This window comes from Algibacter marinivivus (assembly GCF_003143755.1).
GTDB lineage: Bacteria > Bacteroidota > Bacteroidia > Flavobacteriales > Flavobacteriaceae > Algibacter_B > Algibacter_B marinivivus.
In genome coordinates, this window is the sequence record NZ_QFRI01000004.1 from 21,479 (window position 1) to 35,219 (window position 13,741).

At 32.7% G+C, this 13,741-nt stretch carries 12 protein-coding genes; 9 read left to right on the forward strand and 3 right to left on the reverse strand.

What is annotated here, in order from left to right; genetic code table 11:
* Nucleotides 1–17: 17 nt before the first annotated feature.
* Nucleotides 18–788, reverse strand: a complete 771-nt coding sequence (surE, locus tag DIS18_RS13125) for a 5'/3'-nucleotidase SurE (protein ID WP_109353544.1) — start codon at nucleotides 786–788, stop codon at nucleotides 18–20.
* A 173-nt stretch (nucleotides 789–961) separates the two neighbouring features.
* Here surE and DIS18_RS13130 point away from each other — a divergent pair, with 173 nt between their 5' ends.
* Together DIS18_RS13130 and DIS18_RS13135 are read left to right on the forward strand one after the other, a co-directional pair.
* Nucleotides 962–3,103 carry a carboxy terminal-processing peptidase gene (locus DIS18_RS13130; RefSeq protein WP_109353766.1) on the forward strand — a complete coding sequence of 714 codons (2,142 nt, stop codon included), beginning with the start codon at nucleotides 962–964 and terminating at the stop codon, nucleotides 3,101–3,103.
* An 8-nt stretch (nucleotides 3,104–3,111) separates the two neighbouring features.
* On the forward strand, nucleotides 3,112–4,206 hold the full coding sequence (locus DIS18_RS13135; protein WP_109353545.1) for an ABC transporter permease: 1,095 nt from the start codon (nucleotides 3,112–3,114) through the stop codon (nucleotides 4,204–4,206).
* Nucleotides 4,207–4,211: 5 nt separating this feature from the next.
* Here the strand turns inward: DIS18_RS13135 and yihA are convergent, their stop codons facing one another.
* Both yihA and DIS18_RS13145 read right to left on the reverse strand, forming a co-directional pair.
* Nucleotides 4,212–4,817, reverse strand: a complete 606-nt coding sequence (gene yihA, locus DIS18_RS13140) for a ribosome biogenesis GTP-binding protein YihA/YsxC (RefSeq protein ID WP_109353546.1) — start codon at nucleotides 4,815–4,817, stop codon at nucleotides 4,212–4,214.
* 51 nt (nucleotides 4,818–4,868) lie between these two features.
* A complete protein-coding gene (locus tag DIS18_RS13145) occupies nucleotides 4,869–5,633 on the reverse strand; it encodes an alpha/beta fold hydrolase (protein WP_109353547.1) in 765 nt (254 codons plus the stop codon).
* 326 nt (nucleotides 5,634–5,959) lie between these two features.
* On the opposite strand from DIS18_RS13145, the gene mraZ reads away from it, so the two are divergent.
* From mraZ to murD, 7 genes are all read left to right on the forward strand, one after another.
* Nucleotides 5,960–6,430 carry a division/cell wall cluster transcriptional repressor MraZ gene (gene mraZ / locus DIS18_RS13150; protein WP_109353548.1) on the forward strand — a complete coding sequence of 157 codons (471 nt, stop codon included), beginning with the start codon at nucleotides 5,960–5,962 and terminating at the stop codon, nucleotides 6,428–6,430.
* Entirely contained in the window at nucleotides 6,405–7,313 is a 909-nt protein-coding gene (gene rsmH, locus DIS18_RS13155; protein WP_109353549.1) for a 16S rRNA (cytosine(1402)-N(4))-methyltransferase RsmH, read from the forward strand. Before mraZ ends, rsmH begins: the two co-directional genes overlap by 26 nt.
* Nucleotides 7,314–7,631: an FtsL-like putative cell division protein gene (locus DIS18_RS13160; RefSeq protein ID WP_109353550.1), complete on the forward strand. Its 318-nt coding sequence runs from the start codon at nucleotides 7,314–7,316 to the stop codon at nucleotides 7,629–7,631. It begins immediately after the preceding gene.
* Nucleotides 7,632–7,695: 64 nt separating this feature from the next.
* Complete coding sequence (locus DIS18_RS13165) at nucleotides 7,696–9,657, forward strand: penicillin-binding protein (protein WP_109353551.1); 1,962 nt, start codon at nucleotides 7,696–7,698, stop codon at nucleotides 9,655–9,657.
* Nucleotides 9,654–11,117 carry a UDP-N-acetylmuramoyl-L-alanyl-D-glutamate--2,6-diaminopimelate ligase gene (locus DIS18_RS13170; RefSeq protein ID WP_109353552.1) on the forward strand — a complete coding sequence of 488 codons (1,464 nt, stop codon included), beginning with the start codon at nucleotides 9,654–9,656 and terminating at the stop codon, nucleotides 11,115–11,117. The genes DIS18_RS13165 and DIS18_RS13170 overlap by 4 nt, the downstream gene beginning before the upstream one ends.
* A gap of 44 nt (nucleotides 11,118–11,161) precedes the next feature.
* Nucleotides 11,162–12,403 (forward strand): phospho-N-acetylmuramoyl-pentapeptide-transferase, encoded by a 1,242-nt coding sequence (gene mraY / locus DIS18_RS13175; RefSeq protein WP_109353553.1) that lies wholly within the window; start codon nucleotides 11,162–11,164, stop codon nucleotides 12,401–12,403.
* Complete coding sequence (gene murD / locus DIS18_RS13180) at nucleotides 12,404–13,735, forward strand: UDP-N-acetylmuramoyl-L-alanine--D-glutamate ligase (RefSeq protein WP_109353554.1); 1,332 nt, start codon at nucleotides 12,404–12,406, stop codon at nucleotides 13,733–13,735. It abuts the gene before it with no gap.
* Nucleotides 13,736–13,741: the final 6 nt, after the last annotated feature.

Below are 13,741 nucleotides of genomic sequence, written 5' to 3' on the forward strand. Positions count from 1 at the left end.
TCAGAACGTGTTAAATATTATAAATCCCAACTGTTTAAATCTTTTATAAAGTGGTGTGCTGTTAAATCAAATTGTGAGGGAACTACAGAAACATAACCATTTTCAAGTGCCCATTCGTCAGTGTCTTCACCTCCATCTAAATTAACAAATTTCCCTGTAAGCCAATAGTAATCTTTCCCTTGAGGGGTTTTTCTTTTGTCAAACTCTTCTACCCAATTCGCTTTAGCTTGCCTGCATATTTTTATTCCTTTTATGTCTTCGGAAGAACTGTTAGGTATGTTAACATTCAAAACAATACCGTTTGGCAGTCCATTTTTTAAAACATTTTCGGTAATTGATTTTATAAAAGGTTTTGAGGCTTCAAAATTAGCATTCCAACTATAATCCAACAAAGAAAAACCAATAGCAGGAATACCTTCAATTCCAGCTTCAATTGCGGCACTCATAGTGCCAGAGTAAATAACATTTATTGATGCGTTTGAGCCGTGATTAATCCCAGAAACACAAAGATCTGGGGTTCTGTCAGACAGTTCTCTTATGGCCAGTTTTACGCAATCAGCAGGTGTTCCAGAACAACTAAACTCTTTTTGTGGGCCATCATCAAAATGAACCTCTTTTGAATATAATGTTGCATTTAAAGTTATAGCGTGCCCCATGCCACTTTGCGGACTATCTGGTGCAACAACAACAACATCACCTATGCTATTCATTACAGAAATTAAAGCTCTGATTCCCGGAGCATTAATGCCATCATCATTAGTTACAAGAATAAGTGGTTTTTTGCTCATATTATTGTTGAAATTCATCGCTAAAATACATAATTCCGCTTGTAAACACTCAAATTCTTTGCTTTAACAAAAAATTAGTAGCAATTGGCAGTATTGGCATGGTTTTTTCTTTATTTTAGTGAAATAAATGCTGTGCTTATAAGAGGCAAAAAGATTAACACATGATTAATATTATGAAAAAGAATTATAAAATACTATCGCTTATGCTATTACTAGCGTTTGCGTCTTGTAGTTTTACTTCAAACAAATTTAGTAACCCAGATAAAGATAAACTGCTAATTCAGATTATTACATTCGTAATTGAGCAAGGGCATTTTGATCCTATTGCTATGGATGATGCTTTTTCTGAAGAATTGTTTTCAGATTTTGTTGAAGTTATGGATCCTGTAAAACGATATTTTTATGAGTCTGATTATAAAGATTTTGAAAAATACAAGCATAGTATAGATGATCAGCTAAAAATAACAGATATTACTTTTTTTAATGTAGTTCATGAGCGTTTTGAGAAACGAATAGAAGAATCTAAAGAAATTTATAAAGAAATACTTTCTAAACCTTTTGATTATACTATTGAAGAAAGTTTTGATACTAATTATGAAAACAGCGATTTTGTTAAGAATAAAAAAGGGATGAAAGAGCGCTGGAGGAAACAATTAAAGTTCTCTACAATTTCAAATTATGATGATATCTATGAAGAAGAAAAAAGAGCAAAAGAAAAAGACGCTTCTTATGAAATGAAATCCAAAGATCAAATTGAAAAAGAAGCTCGAGAGGCTACTTTAAGATCTATAAATATTTATTTTGAAGATTATATTGATGATCAAAGACGCGAAGATTGGTTTGCTGTATATGTAAATACAATTGTTGAAGAGTTTGATCCTCATACCTATTATTTAGCTCCAAAAGGGAAAGAAGATTTTGATACGCGTATGTCAGGTAAGTTGGAAGGAATTGGTGCAAGACTTCAAAAGCGAATGGATTACATAAAAGTAGTAGAGCTTATTTCTGGTGGTCCTGCTTGGAGAGGGAAAGAGCTTGAGGTTGAAGATCTTATTATAAAAGTAAAGCAAGAAGATGAAGAATTTCCAGTAGATATTGTTGGTATGCGTACTGATGATGCCATAAAATATATAAAAGGTCCAAAAGGAACCAAAGTAACACTTACGGTTAAAAAAGTTGATGGTACTATAAAAGATATTACTATTACAAGAGATATAGTTGAGGTTTTTGATACCTATGCTAAATCTTCTGTTGTTGAAAAAGAAGGAAAAAAGTTCGGGGTTATAAATTTACCAGCTTTTTATGTTGATTTTGAAGACTATAAAAATATCAATGCGGCAAAAGATGTTAAAAAAGAAATTGAAAGATTAAAAGATGAAGGTATGGAAGGTTTGGTGCTTGATTTAAGAAACAATGGAGGAGGATCTTTACCTACAGTTGTAGATATGGCTGGTTTGTTTATTAAAGATGGCCCTATAGTTCAAGTGCGTTCTACGGATACACCTAAAGAAGTTTTAAAAGATAGAGATAAATCTATTTCTTGGGATGGTCCATTAGTTATTTTGGTCAATGAAATTTCAGCTTCTGCTTCAGAAATTATGGCTGCTGCAATGCAAGATTACAAGCGTGCTATAATTATTGGAAGTAAGCAAACTTACGGTAAGGGTACTGTACAGAATGTTATCAATCTAAACAATATGCTTAGAAATAATACAAGTGGAGACATGGGAGCATTAGCGCTAACAAGGCAGAAGTACTACAGGATAAATGGAGGTTCGGTCCAGTTAGAAGGTGTTAAGAGTGACATTAAAGTTCCAGGACGTTTTAGTTTTATTGATGTTGGTGAGAAGGATAAAGAAAACCCTTTGCCTTATGATGAAATTGATGCTGCAGAATATACACCTTGGGAGTATTATTTTGATTATGATGCTACCATAGAGAAAAGTAAACAGCGTATGAGTAATAATGAGCAATTAAAGCTTATAGAAGAAAATGCGAAATGGGTAAAAACTAAAATTGACGAGACTGTTTATTCTCTTAATTATAAGGATTATAAAGCTAAAATAGATGCAAATGAACTTGAGTCAAAAAAGTATGATGCTATTACTAAGTATAATACAAACTTAACTTTTGATTCAACAACATATGAAAAAGAGCTTATAGCAAAAGATACTACAGATTTAGCAGAAAAGCGTAAGCGTTGGCATCAAAGCTTAAGTAAAGATGTATATATTGAAGAAGCTATTAATGTGCTTGAGGATTTGAAAACAGCTTATCCAATTAAAAAATTAGCTTCCACTTCTGTAAAGAATTAAAAACGTATATGAGTCATAAATCAAACTCATTAAAACAGTTGGCGCTCCAAAAGTTTAAAAAGAACTTTTGGGGCGTTTTTAGTTTCTTCTTTATCGTTTTAATTGGTTTTATTTCAATTTTTGCTTATGTTTTTGCTCCAGATGATTCGCAATATGCTAACCAAATGCATTTAGCAATTCATTCAAAAAAGCCTGGGTATAATGTTACTATGTTAACTATGCCATCAAAGATCAAGGTAAAACAAAATAGTTTTGACAAATTATTTTTTGGTAGGAAAAACACAGATACAGAAATTCCAATTTCTGAATATGCAATTAAGGACGATGTTTTAGTGTATAAAGAATATGCTTCAGATGGATTAGAAGGAGCAGAAAAAACGGTTGAATTAAATATATTTCCAAATAATTCACCAAAGGATTTTATTCAAGAGAAAACCTTTCTTTTCGGGACAGATAAATATGGTAGAGATTTATTAAGTCGTGTTTTAGTAGGCGCAAGAATTTCTTTTTTTATTGGTTTTGTGGCAGTACTTATATCCTTACTAATTGGTATTTTTATGGGAAGTGTATCTGGTTATTTTGGAGGGAAAGTAGATGCTGTGATTATGTGGATTATTAATGTAACATGGTCAATTCCAACACTACTTCTTGTAATAGCAATTACATTGGCTTTGGGTAAAGGCTTTTGGCAAGTATTTATAGCTGTTGGTTTAACTATGTGGGTAGAAGTGGCTCGTGTTGTACGCGGACAAATAATAAGCACCAAAGAAATGCAATATGTTACCGCAGCTAGAGCGCTTGGATATAATGACTTTAGAATTATTACCAAACATATTCTACCCAATATTATGGCGCCTGTTATTGTTATTTCCGCTGCTAATTTTGCAGCAGCCATTTTAATAGAAAGCGGATTGAGTTTTCTTGGTATTGGTGCACAACCACCAATGGCAAGTTGGGGAGCTATGATTAAAGATCATTACAATTATATAATTCTTGGTAAGCCCTATTTAGCTATTATTCCTGGACTATGTATAATGAGTTTGGTAATGGCCTTTATGTTGATTGGGAATGCTTTACGTGATGCTTTAGATGTAAAGAGTTAGTGTTTTTAATTCAACTCCATATTCTCATTCAATCCATCAATATACTTTAAGACATCATCTCTTCCAATGTCTTTTGATGATGAAGTTATAAAGTAATTAGGAACCTCTTCCCAAGTTTCTAAAAGAATAGTTTTGTAATCTTCAACATGGTTTTCAATGGCCTTTGGTCTTAATTTATCAGCTTTTGTGAAGATGATTGAAAAAGGAATGCCATTTTCTCCAAGCCATTGCATAAATTCTAAATCTATGGGTTGTGGTTTATGTCTAATATCTACTAAAACAAAAGCAGTAACTAATTGTTCACGTAAGCCAAAATATTGTGTTATGAATTTTTGAAATACTTTTTTTGAGCTTTTAGAAACACGAGCATAACCGTAACCTGGTAAATCTACTAAGTGCCAATTTTTATTAATTAAAAAATGGTTGATAAGCTGAGTTTTTCCGGGTCTTCCAGAAGTTTTGGCTAAACTTTTTCTACTGGTTAACATGTTTATTAAAGAAGATTTACCAACATTACTTCTACCAATAAAAGCATATTCTGGTAATCTGCTTTTAGGGCATTTTTCAACATCAGAGTTGCTTACAACAAATTCGGCAGACTTAATTTTCATGTTTTTGTAAATAGAGTTTTCTATTTGTAGTTTTTCTGTTTGGGATAGATTTTAAAACCCTCTTTTTTGCAACCAGGAATCTAGTATTTTGTTAAATTCATCAGGGTGCTCCATCATTGCAGCATGTCCGCATTTGTCAATCCAAAATAATTCAGAATCTGGTAATAATTCGTTAAACTCTACTGCAACTTCAGGTGGTGTAACACCATCGTTTTTTCCCCAAATAATACAAGTTGGTGTGGTTAGAGTTGGTAAGTCTTTAGACATGTTGTGTCTAATGGCGCTTTTTGCAATAGCCAAAGTTTTAATAAGTTTATTACGATCATTTACAGTTTCGTAAACTTCATCTACAATTTCTTTTGTAGCAACTGCTGGATCGTAAAAAACATCTTGTGCTTTCTTTTTAATTACCTCATAGTCACTACGCTTAGTGTAACCACCTCCCATGGCGTTTTCATATAAGCCAGAACTTCCAGTAATAATAAGTGCTTTTACACTTTCAGGAAAAAGTTTTGTGTGGTAAAGACCAATGTGCCCGCCTAAAGAATTTCCAAGTAAAATAACTTCTTTAAAACCTTTAAATTCTATAAAATCATGTAAATACTTTGCGAAATGTTTTACGTTGGTTTTTATTAAAGACATATTATAAATAGGGAGTTCTGGGATAAGAACTTTGTAGCCTTTTTTGCTAAAAAAATCAGTAACAGCATCAAAGTTACTTAAACCTCCCATAAGGCCATGTAGTACAATTATAGGTGTGCCTTCACCTGCTTCAATATAGCTGTAATTTTTTTCTTTTTTTAAACGATGCGTCATTAATCGGTTAGTCATTCATTCGTTAAAAACAAATATAAGTATTTCATTCATATTTCTACTATAATAATTGTTTTCAGCTTAAAAAGTGATTTTTTTAATTGAAATTTTAAGATGTTAAACAAAAGAAAATATCAACAATTTAAATCTTTTCAAATTTAAAATTCTAATTCAAGATTTATTAGAGTTGGTGGGAGTTGTTCAATAAAAAAATCGGATTAAAAACAATCTTAATAGAATATTTATTAACAAAGTGGTATTTAGTGGTAGAATGTGGGATATTTTTCAATATATTTGAAACTTAAACGTTTAAAAGTCAGTAAATCACTTTGGATTTAATTACAGGGACATATGATTGTAAAGTTGATGCAAAAGGCAGATTAATGATGCCTGCTGCAATCAAAAAGCAACTTTCTGCGATTTTGCAAGATGGTTTTGTGTTGCGTCGTTCTGTGTTTCAAAAATGCCTAGAGCTTTATCCTATTGGAGAATGGCAGGGTTTGATGAAGAAGATGAACAAACTGAATAAGTTTAAAAAGAAGAATAACGATTTTATCAGAAGGTTTACAGCAGGTGCTAAAATGGTTGAAGTTGATGTGAATGGTAGGTTGTTAATTCCAAAAGACCTTACTGTTTTTGCAGATATATCCAAAAATATTGTGGTGGCTTCAGCTATTAATATCATTGAGATTTGGGATAAAGATTTGTATGAGCAAGCTATTGATGATGCTACGGTTGATTTTGCTGATTTAGCAGAAGAAGTAATGGGACAAGATGATGACGACAATGGAGTATCATAATCCAGTACTTCTGAAAGAAACCGTAGATGGGCTAAATATTAATCCGGATGGTGTTTATGTAGATGTCACTTTTGGTGGTGGCGGACACAGTAAAGAAATATTAAAACGACTTGGGGATAAAGGAAAGCTTTTTGCTTTTGATCAAGATTTAGACGCTCTTAAAAATACAATTGATGATGATAGGTTTACGCTAATTCATGAGAATTTCAGATTTGTAAAGCGATTTTTGAGATTTCATGGCGTAAAGCAGGTTGATGGAGTTTTGGCAGATTTTGGTGTGTCATCACATCAATTTGATGTTGCTGAACGTGGATTTTCTACACGTTTTGAGGCAGATTTGGATATGAGAATGAATCAAGAGAATGAACTATCTGCTTTTCATGTGGTTAATGAATATGAAGAAGAAAGGTTGAGGCAAGTCTTTTTGCAATATGGTGAGTTGAGAGCTGCTCCCGCGATGGCAAGATTAATTGTCGATTTTCGAAGAAGTGAACCAATTATTACAAGTGAACAATTGAAAACGGTGTTGAGGAAATTTTTACCACCAAGGCATGAAAATAAAGTGTTAGCTCAAATTTATCAGGCTATTAGAATAGAAGTCAACCAAGAAATTGAGGTTTTAAAAGAGTTTTTATTGCAAACTCCAGAAGTGTTAAAAGTTGGCGGAAGATTAAGTTTTATATCCTATCACTCTCTCGAAGATAGATTAGTGAAACGCTTTATAAGAAATGGAATGTTTGAAGGAGAGCCAGAGCGAGATATGTTTGGAAATTTTGAAGTACCACTAAAAAAAGTTAATGGATTAATTATTCCTTCCAAAGAAGAAATAAAAGTAAACAATAGAGCAAGAAGTGCAAAGCTTAGAATTGCAGAGAAACTATAAATGAAGAAAAATATCTATAACATATTAAAGGGTACTTTCTTGGTTAGTGATGATTCATTTAGAAACTGGCGATTTATCTTGTTCATTTCAGGGCTAGCTATAATAATGATAGCAAGTTCGCATAGTGCTGATAAAAAAGTTTATGAAATAGCACGATTAAAGAATGAAGTTAAAGAGATGCGATCTGCTTTTGTTGATGGACGTTCTAAGCTTATGAGGCTTAAAATGGAATCGCATGTTATAACCGTAATGAAAGATAAGGGATTGGCGCCCTCAGTAATTCCGCCAAAAAAAATAAAAGTAAAATCACAAAATTGATAAAGTAGCCTTGGCCGTAAACGAAAAAAACATATTAAACCGTTTGTATTTTATAGCTGGATGTATGTTCATCTTCGGACTTGCCGTGGTTTTTAAGCTGTTAAGTATTCAGTTTCTTCAAGGTGATGTTTATCGAGCAAAAGCTACAGAACGAGTTGTTAAGAATGATACGATTCCTGCTAATAGAGGTAATGTATATTCAGTAAACGGAAATTTGTTAGCAACATCAATCCCTAAATACGATATTCGTTTAGATGCTTTAACCTCTAAAGCCAAAACATTTGAAAAGTATGTAAAGCCACTTTGTGATTCACTTTCAAAATATTCTGGCAAATCTTCAAATAAATTAGAAAAAGATATCAGACGTGCTCGTGCTAATAGAAATAGATATTTCTTATTGGCTAGAAACATTGGCTATTCAGATTACATCCGATTAAGAAATTTTCCTTTATTAAATCTAGGTGCTTTTAAAGGCGGTTTGGTTGTTGAGCAAACTACAAAACGTGAGCATCCAATGGGGGGTATTGCGCAAAGAACTATTGGTTATGAGCGTATTGATGATAAAGGAAATGTAACGCGACCAGGAATTGATGGCGCTTTTGGAGTGAAATATTTACGTGGTGTTGATGGACAGCGTATGAAGCAGCAAATTGGAAAAGGGCAATGGAAACCTTTGAGTGATGCTAATGAAATTGAGCCACAAGATGGATATGATGTATATACTACGATTGATGTAAATATTCAAGATATAGCACATCATGCTCTGTTAGCACAATTAGAAAAATATAAAGCAGATCACGGTTGTGTTGTAGTTATGGAAACTAAAACTGGCGAAATTCGTGCTATTTCTAATTTGGGAAGGAATAAAAATGGTCACTATTACGAACGATTAAATTATGCTGTTGGTGAAAGTCATGAATCTGGTTCTACATTTAAATTAATGGCACTTGCAGCAGCTTTTGAAGATAAAGTGACAGATACAAGTGATGTAGTAGATACTGAGAGAGGGATTATAAGCTTCTACGGAAAAAAAGTACGTGATTCAAAGCACGGTGGTTATGGTAAGATTTCTGTTTCTAAAGCTTTTGAAGTCTCATCTAATACCGGAATTGTAAAAGTTATAGATCAGGCTTATAGAAAACAACCAGAAAAGTTTGTGGATAGGTTGTATGATATGAATTTGAATAATGATTTGGATTTACCAATTATTGGAGAACCTAAACCTATTATTCCGGATCCAAGAGTTAAAAACGGACGTTGGAGTGGTATTGCATTGCAATGGATGGCTTATGGTTATGGTGTGTCATTTACACCTCTACAAACACTCACTTTTTATAATGCTGTTGCTAACGATGGTGTTATGGTGAAGCCTAGGTTTTTAAAAGAAGTAAAAGAGTTTGATAAAGTCATAGAACCTTTTGAAAAGGAAGTGATAAACAATCAAATCTGCTCAAAAGAAACCATTTCAAAATTACAAGCATTACTTAAAAATGTAGTTGAAAAGGAACATGGTACAGGCCATCGATTATATTCTAAAAACTTTTCTATGGCAGGTAAAACGGGGACTTGTCAAAAAGATTATCGTGACAAAGAAAAGTTGAATTATATCTCGTCGTTTGCTGGATACTTCCCAGTAGAGAATCCAAAATATTCATGTATTGTGGTTATTCATGAGCCTGATAAAAGTGTAGGATATTATGGAGCTGATGTTTCTGGACCCGTATTTAAAAGGGTGGCACAAAAGATTTTTACTGATACACCTATTGTTGACGAAGTTGAAACTTTAGAAGTGAAAATGGGTGCTGTAGAAGATGAATATCAACATTACTATAAAATGTCTCAGAAGTTTAAAACAATAATGCCAAATCTAGTTGGAATGCCAGCTATGGATGCTTTAGCTTTTTTAGAGAATATGCAAGTAGATGTTAAAGTAAAATTAGATGGAAATGGTATTGTGAAATCTCAATCAGTAAACAAGAATACTAAACTTAAAAACAATCAAACCGTAGTTTTAAAAGCCTCATGATTGTATTAAAAGACATATTATATAAGGTTACTTTAAATGCTGTAGTTGGTAGTACAAGCACAAATGTGTATGCGGTTAATTTTGATTCTAGAAAAGTAAAAAAAGATCATTTATTTGTTGCTATTCGTGGTTTGATTTCAGATGGTCATGATTATATAGAAACAGCTATAAATAATGGAGCAACGAGTATAGTTTGCGAAAGTCTCCCAAAAAATTTGATAGATGGCGTTGCCTACGTTGAGGTTGATAACTCAAATAAAGCCTTGGCTATTATTGCTTCAAATTTTTATGAAAATCCATCAGAAAACTTAAGACTTGTTGGAGTTACTGGTACTAATGGAAAAACTACTGTAACGAGTTTATTGTATCAGTTATTTAAAAAGGCAGGTTATAAAGTTGGACTATTATCTACTGTGAAAATTATGGTAGATGAGACTGAATATAACGCAACACATACAACTCCAGATTCACTTACAATTAATAAATATTTAAGAGAAATGAATGCTGAAGGTGTTGAGTTTTGCTTCATGGAAGTAAGTTCTCATGGTATACATCAATATAGAACTGAAGGCTTGCATTTTGAGGGCGGAATTTTTACAAACCTTTCTCATGATCATTTAGATTATCATAAAACATTCGCAGAATATAGAGATGTCAAGAAGAAATTCTTTGATGAGTTACCAAGACAGTCTTTTGCATTATCAAATGTTGATGATAAAAATGGTTTGGTAATGTTGCAAAATACGAATGCTAAAAAATACACTTACGCTTTAAAACAATATGCTGATTATAAAACTCAAATTTTAGAGAATCAATTCGGTGGCTTATTGTTGAAGGTTAATGATAGTGAAGTCTGGACAAGACTTATTGGAAATTTCAATGCTTACAATGTGTTGGCTATTTATGCTACTGCGGAATTATTAGGTCTTGAAAAAGTTGAAATTCTTCGATTGATAAGCGATTTAGAGAATGTGAGTGGTCGTTTTCAATATGTTATTTCAGATGAAAAAATCACAGCTATTGTTGATTATGCTCATACACCTGATGCTTTAAAAAATGTTTTGGAAACAGTAAATAGTATCAGAACAAAGAATGAGGAACTTATTACAGTTGTGGGTTGTGGAGGAGATAGAGATAAAACAAAGCGTCCAAAGATGGGACATATTGCTTCAGCTTTAAGTACCAAAGTGATTTTTACAAATGATAATCCGAGAAGTGAAAAACCACAAGATATTTTAAGTGAAATAGAGGCTGGTGTAGAGCCTCAAAACTTTAAAAAAATAGTAACCATAGAAGATAGGAAGCAGGCTATTAAAACAGCGTGCCAAATGGCGCAGCCTAATGATATCATTTTGATAGCTGGTAAGGGGCATGAAACCTATCAAGAAATAAATGGTGAGCGATTTGATTTTGATGATCTCAAAATAGTAAAGGAATTTTTAAAACAATTACAGAAATAAATGTCATTCTGAGCGTAGTCGAAGAATCTCAACAATAAAATTAAATGTTATACTACCTATTTGAATATTTAGAAAAGCAATTTCAGTTACCTGGAGCAACACTTTTTGGTTTTTTAACCTTTAGAGCTGCTTTGGCTATGATTCTGTCATTATTAATTTCTACTATTTACGGTAAACGAATCATTCGCTTTTTATTAAAACAGCAAGTAGGTGAGACAATTAGGGATCTAGGTTTAGATGGACAAAAAGAAAAGGCAGGTACACCAACTATGGGTGGTATCATAATCATTTTGGCAACCTTAATACCTGTGTTGTTGTTAGCAAAGCTTGAAAATATATACATCATACTTTTAATAGTAACAACAGTTTGGATGGGAACAATTGGATTTATTGATGATTATATCAAAAAATTCAAAAATGATAAAGAAGGCTTAAAGGGAAGGTTTAAAGTTTTAGGACAAGTAGGTTTAGGTGTTATAGTAGGTGCAACTCTGTTTTTTCATCAAGATGTTACTATGAAAGAAAAGTTGCCAATTGAACAACAGCGCATTTTATTGGCTGAAAATCCTGATATAGAGGCATCAAAACTATTTGATGAAGAAGTTAAGTCAACTAAAACAACAATTCCTTTTGTAAAAGGTAATGAGTTTGATTATGCTAAAGTTATTACTTGGATAAGTCCTGAACTAGAGAAGTATGCTTGGATTATTTTTATTTTGGCTTCCATCTTTATTATTACTGCTGTTTCTAATGGTGCAAATTTAACAGATGGTATAGATGGTTTGGCAGCGGGTACCTCTGCAATTATTGTACTCACCTTAGGCATCTTCGCTTGGGTTTCGGGTAATATCATTTTTTCTGAATACTTGAACATTATGTATATCCCAAGAGTAGAAGAAATTACAATTTACATAGCGGCTTTTGTAGGAGCACTTATTGGGTTTTTATGGTACAACACCTATCCAGCTCAGGTTTTTATGGGAGATACAGGAAGCTTAACTATTGGTGGCATTATAGCAGTAATAGCTATTGCAGTTCGTAAAGAATGGTTAATCCCAGTGTTGTGTGGAATCTTTTTAGCGGAAAACTTATCGGTGGTTATGCAGGTAAGTTGGTTTAAGTATACCAAGAAAAAATACGGTGCAGGGCGTCGCATATTTAAAATGTCGCCATTGCATCATCATTATCAAAAATCTGGATACCACGAAAGTAAAATAGTCACGCGGTTTTGGATTGTAGGCATTTTACTCGCTATCCTTTCAATTGTAACGTTGAAAATTAGATAGATGAAAAGGCTGGTTATTCTTGGTGGAGGAGAAAGTGGTGTTGGAACAGCGCTTTTAGGAAAGGCAAAAGGATATGATGTTTTTGTCTCAGATAAAGGAAAAATAAAAGAAAAGTACAAACAAGTTCTTATACATAATGAGATTGAATGGGAAGATGAGACGCATACAGAATCTAAAATTCTAAATGCGGATATCGTCATAAAAAGCCCTGGGATTCCTGATAAAGTTGCTCTGGTAAAACAAATTCATGAAAAGGGAATATCTGTAGTTTCTGAAATAGAGTTTGCTTCAAAATTTACAGATGCAACTATTGTTGGAATTACGGGAAGTAATGGAAAAACAACAACAGCAACATTAACGCATCATATTTTAAAACAAGAATTAAATGTTGGTTTAGCGGGTAATATAGGCGACAGTTTTGCAAAACAAATTTTGGAAGATGGTTTTGAAAACTATGTTCTTGAAATAAGCAGTTTTCAATTAGATGATATTGTTGATTTTAAACCAAACATTGCTGTTTTATTAAACATTACACCAGATCATTTAGATAGATATGATTATCAATTTGAAAATTATATCAACTCTAAATTCAGAATTGCTATGAATCAAACTAAAGATGATTATTTGATTTATGATGCAGATGATGAAGTAATAATGAATCATTTAAAAAACAATCCAGTTCAATCCACATTATTGCCATTTTCATTAGAAAAAACTATTGAAAGCGGTGCGTATTTAGACAACGATAATATTAGACTAACAATAAATAACAACGAAATTATTATGCCAACAGCAAACTTAACTTTAGAAGGAAAGCACAACATTAAAAATGCCATGGCTGCCTCTACTGTGGCGCATTTACTTAAAATTAGAAAACAAACCATTAGAGAAAGTTTAGAGAACTTTCAAGGGGTTGAGCATCGTTTAGAGCAAGTACTTAAAATTAATAAAGTACAATATATAAACGACTCAAAAGCCACTAATGTTAATGCCACATATTATGCTTTAGAAAGTATGGATGCGCCAACCGTTTGGATTGTTGGAGGTGTTGATAAGGGAAATAATTATGAAGAGTTATTTCCGTTTATAAATGAAAAGGTGAAAGCAATCATTTGTCTTGGGGTTGATAATGAAAAGTTGATGAATAACTTTGGAAACATGGTTGATGTTATTATAGAAACTCAGTTTATGAGTGAAGCTGTGAAAATAGCATATAAAGTTGCTGAGTCTGGTGATAACGTATTGTTATCTCCTGCATGTGCCAGTTTCGATTTATTTGAAAACTACGAGGATAGAGGACGTCAATTTAAAGATGCTGTAAGAAATCTGTAAAATTTT

Excerpts from the sequence above, each read along its gene's own strand:
- DIS18_RS13130 (WP_109353766.1), top strand. The coding sequence starts at position 962 with ATGAAAAAGAATTATAAAATACTATCGCTTATGCTATTACTAGCGTTT.
- DIS18_RS13165 (WP_109353551.1), top strand. The coding sequence starts at position 7,696 with ATGTTCATCTTCGGACTTGCCGTGGTTTTTAAGCTGTTAAGTATTCAG.
- DIS18_RS13145 (WP_109353547.1), bottom strand. The coding sequence starts at position 5,633 with ATGACGCATCGTTTAAAAAAAGAAAAAAATTACAGCTATATTGAAGCA.
- rsmH (WP_109353549.1), top strand. The coding sequence starts at position 6,405 with ATGATGACGACAATGGAGTATCATAATCCAGTACTTCTGAAAGAAACC.
- mraY (WP_109353553.1), top strand. The coding sequence starts at position 11,162 with ATGTTATACTACCTATTTGAATATTTAGAAAAGCAATTTCAGTTACCT.
- surE (WP_109353544.1), bottom strand. The coding sequence starts at position 788 with ATGAGCAAAAAACCACTTATTCTTGTAACTAATGATGATGGCATTAAT.
- murD (WP_109353554.1), top strand. The coding sequence starts at position 12,404 with ATGAAAAGGCTGGTTATTCTTGGTGGAGGAGAAAGTGGTGTTGGAACA.
- DIS18_RS13135 (WP_109353545.1), top strand. The coding sequence starts at position 3,112 with ATGAGTCATAAATCAAACTCATTAAAACAGTTGGCGCTCCAAAAGTTT.
- DIS18_RS13160 (WP_109353550.1), top strand. The coding sequence starts at position 7,314 with ATGAAGAAAAATATCTATAACATATTAAAGGGTACTTTCTTGGTTAGT.
- yihA (WP_109353546.1), bottom strand. The coding sequence starts at position 4,817 with ATGAAAATTAAGTCTGCCGAATTTGTTGTAAGCAACTCTGATGTTGAA.
- DIS18_RS13170 (WP_109353552.1), top strand. The coding sequence starts at position 9,654 with ATGATTGTATTAAAAGACATATTATATAAGGTTACTTTAAATGCTGTA.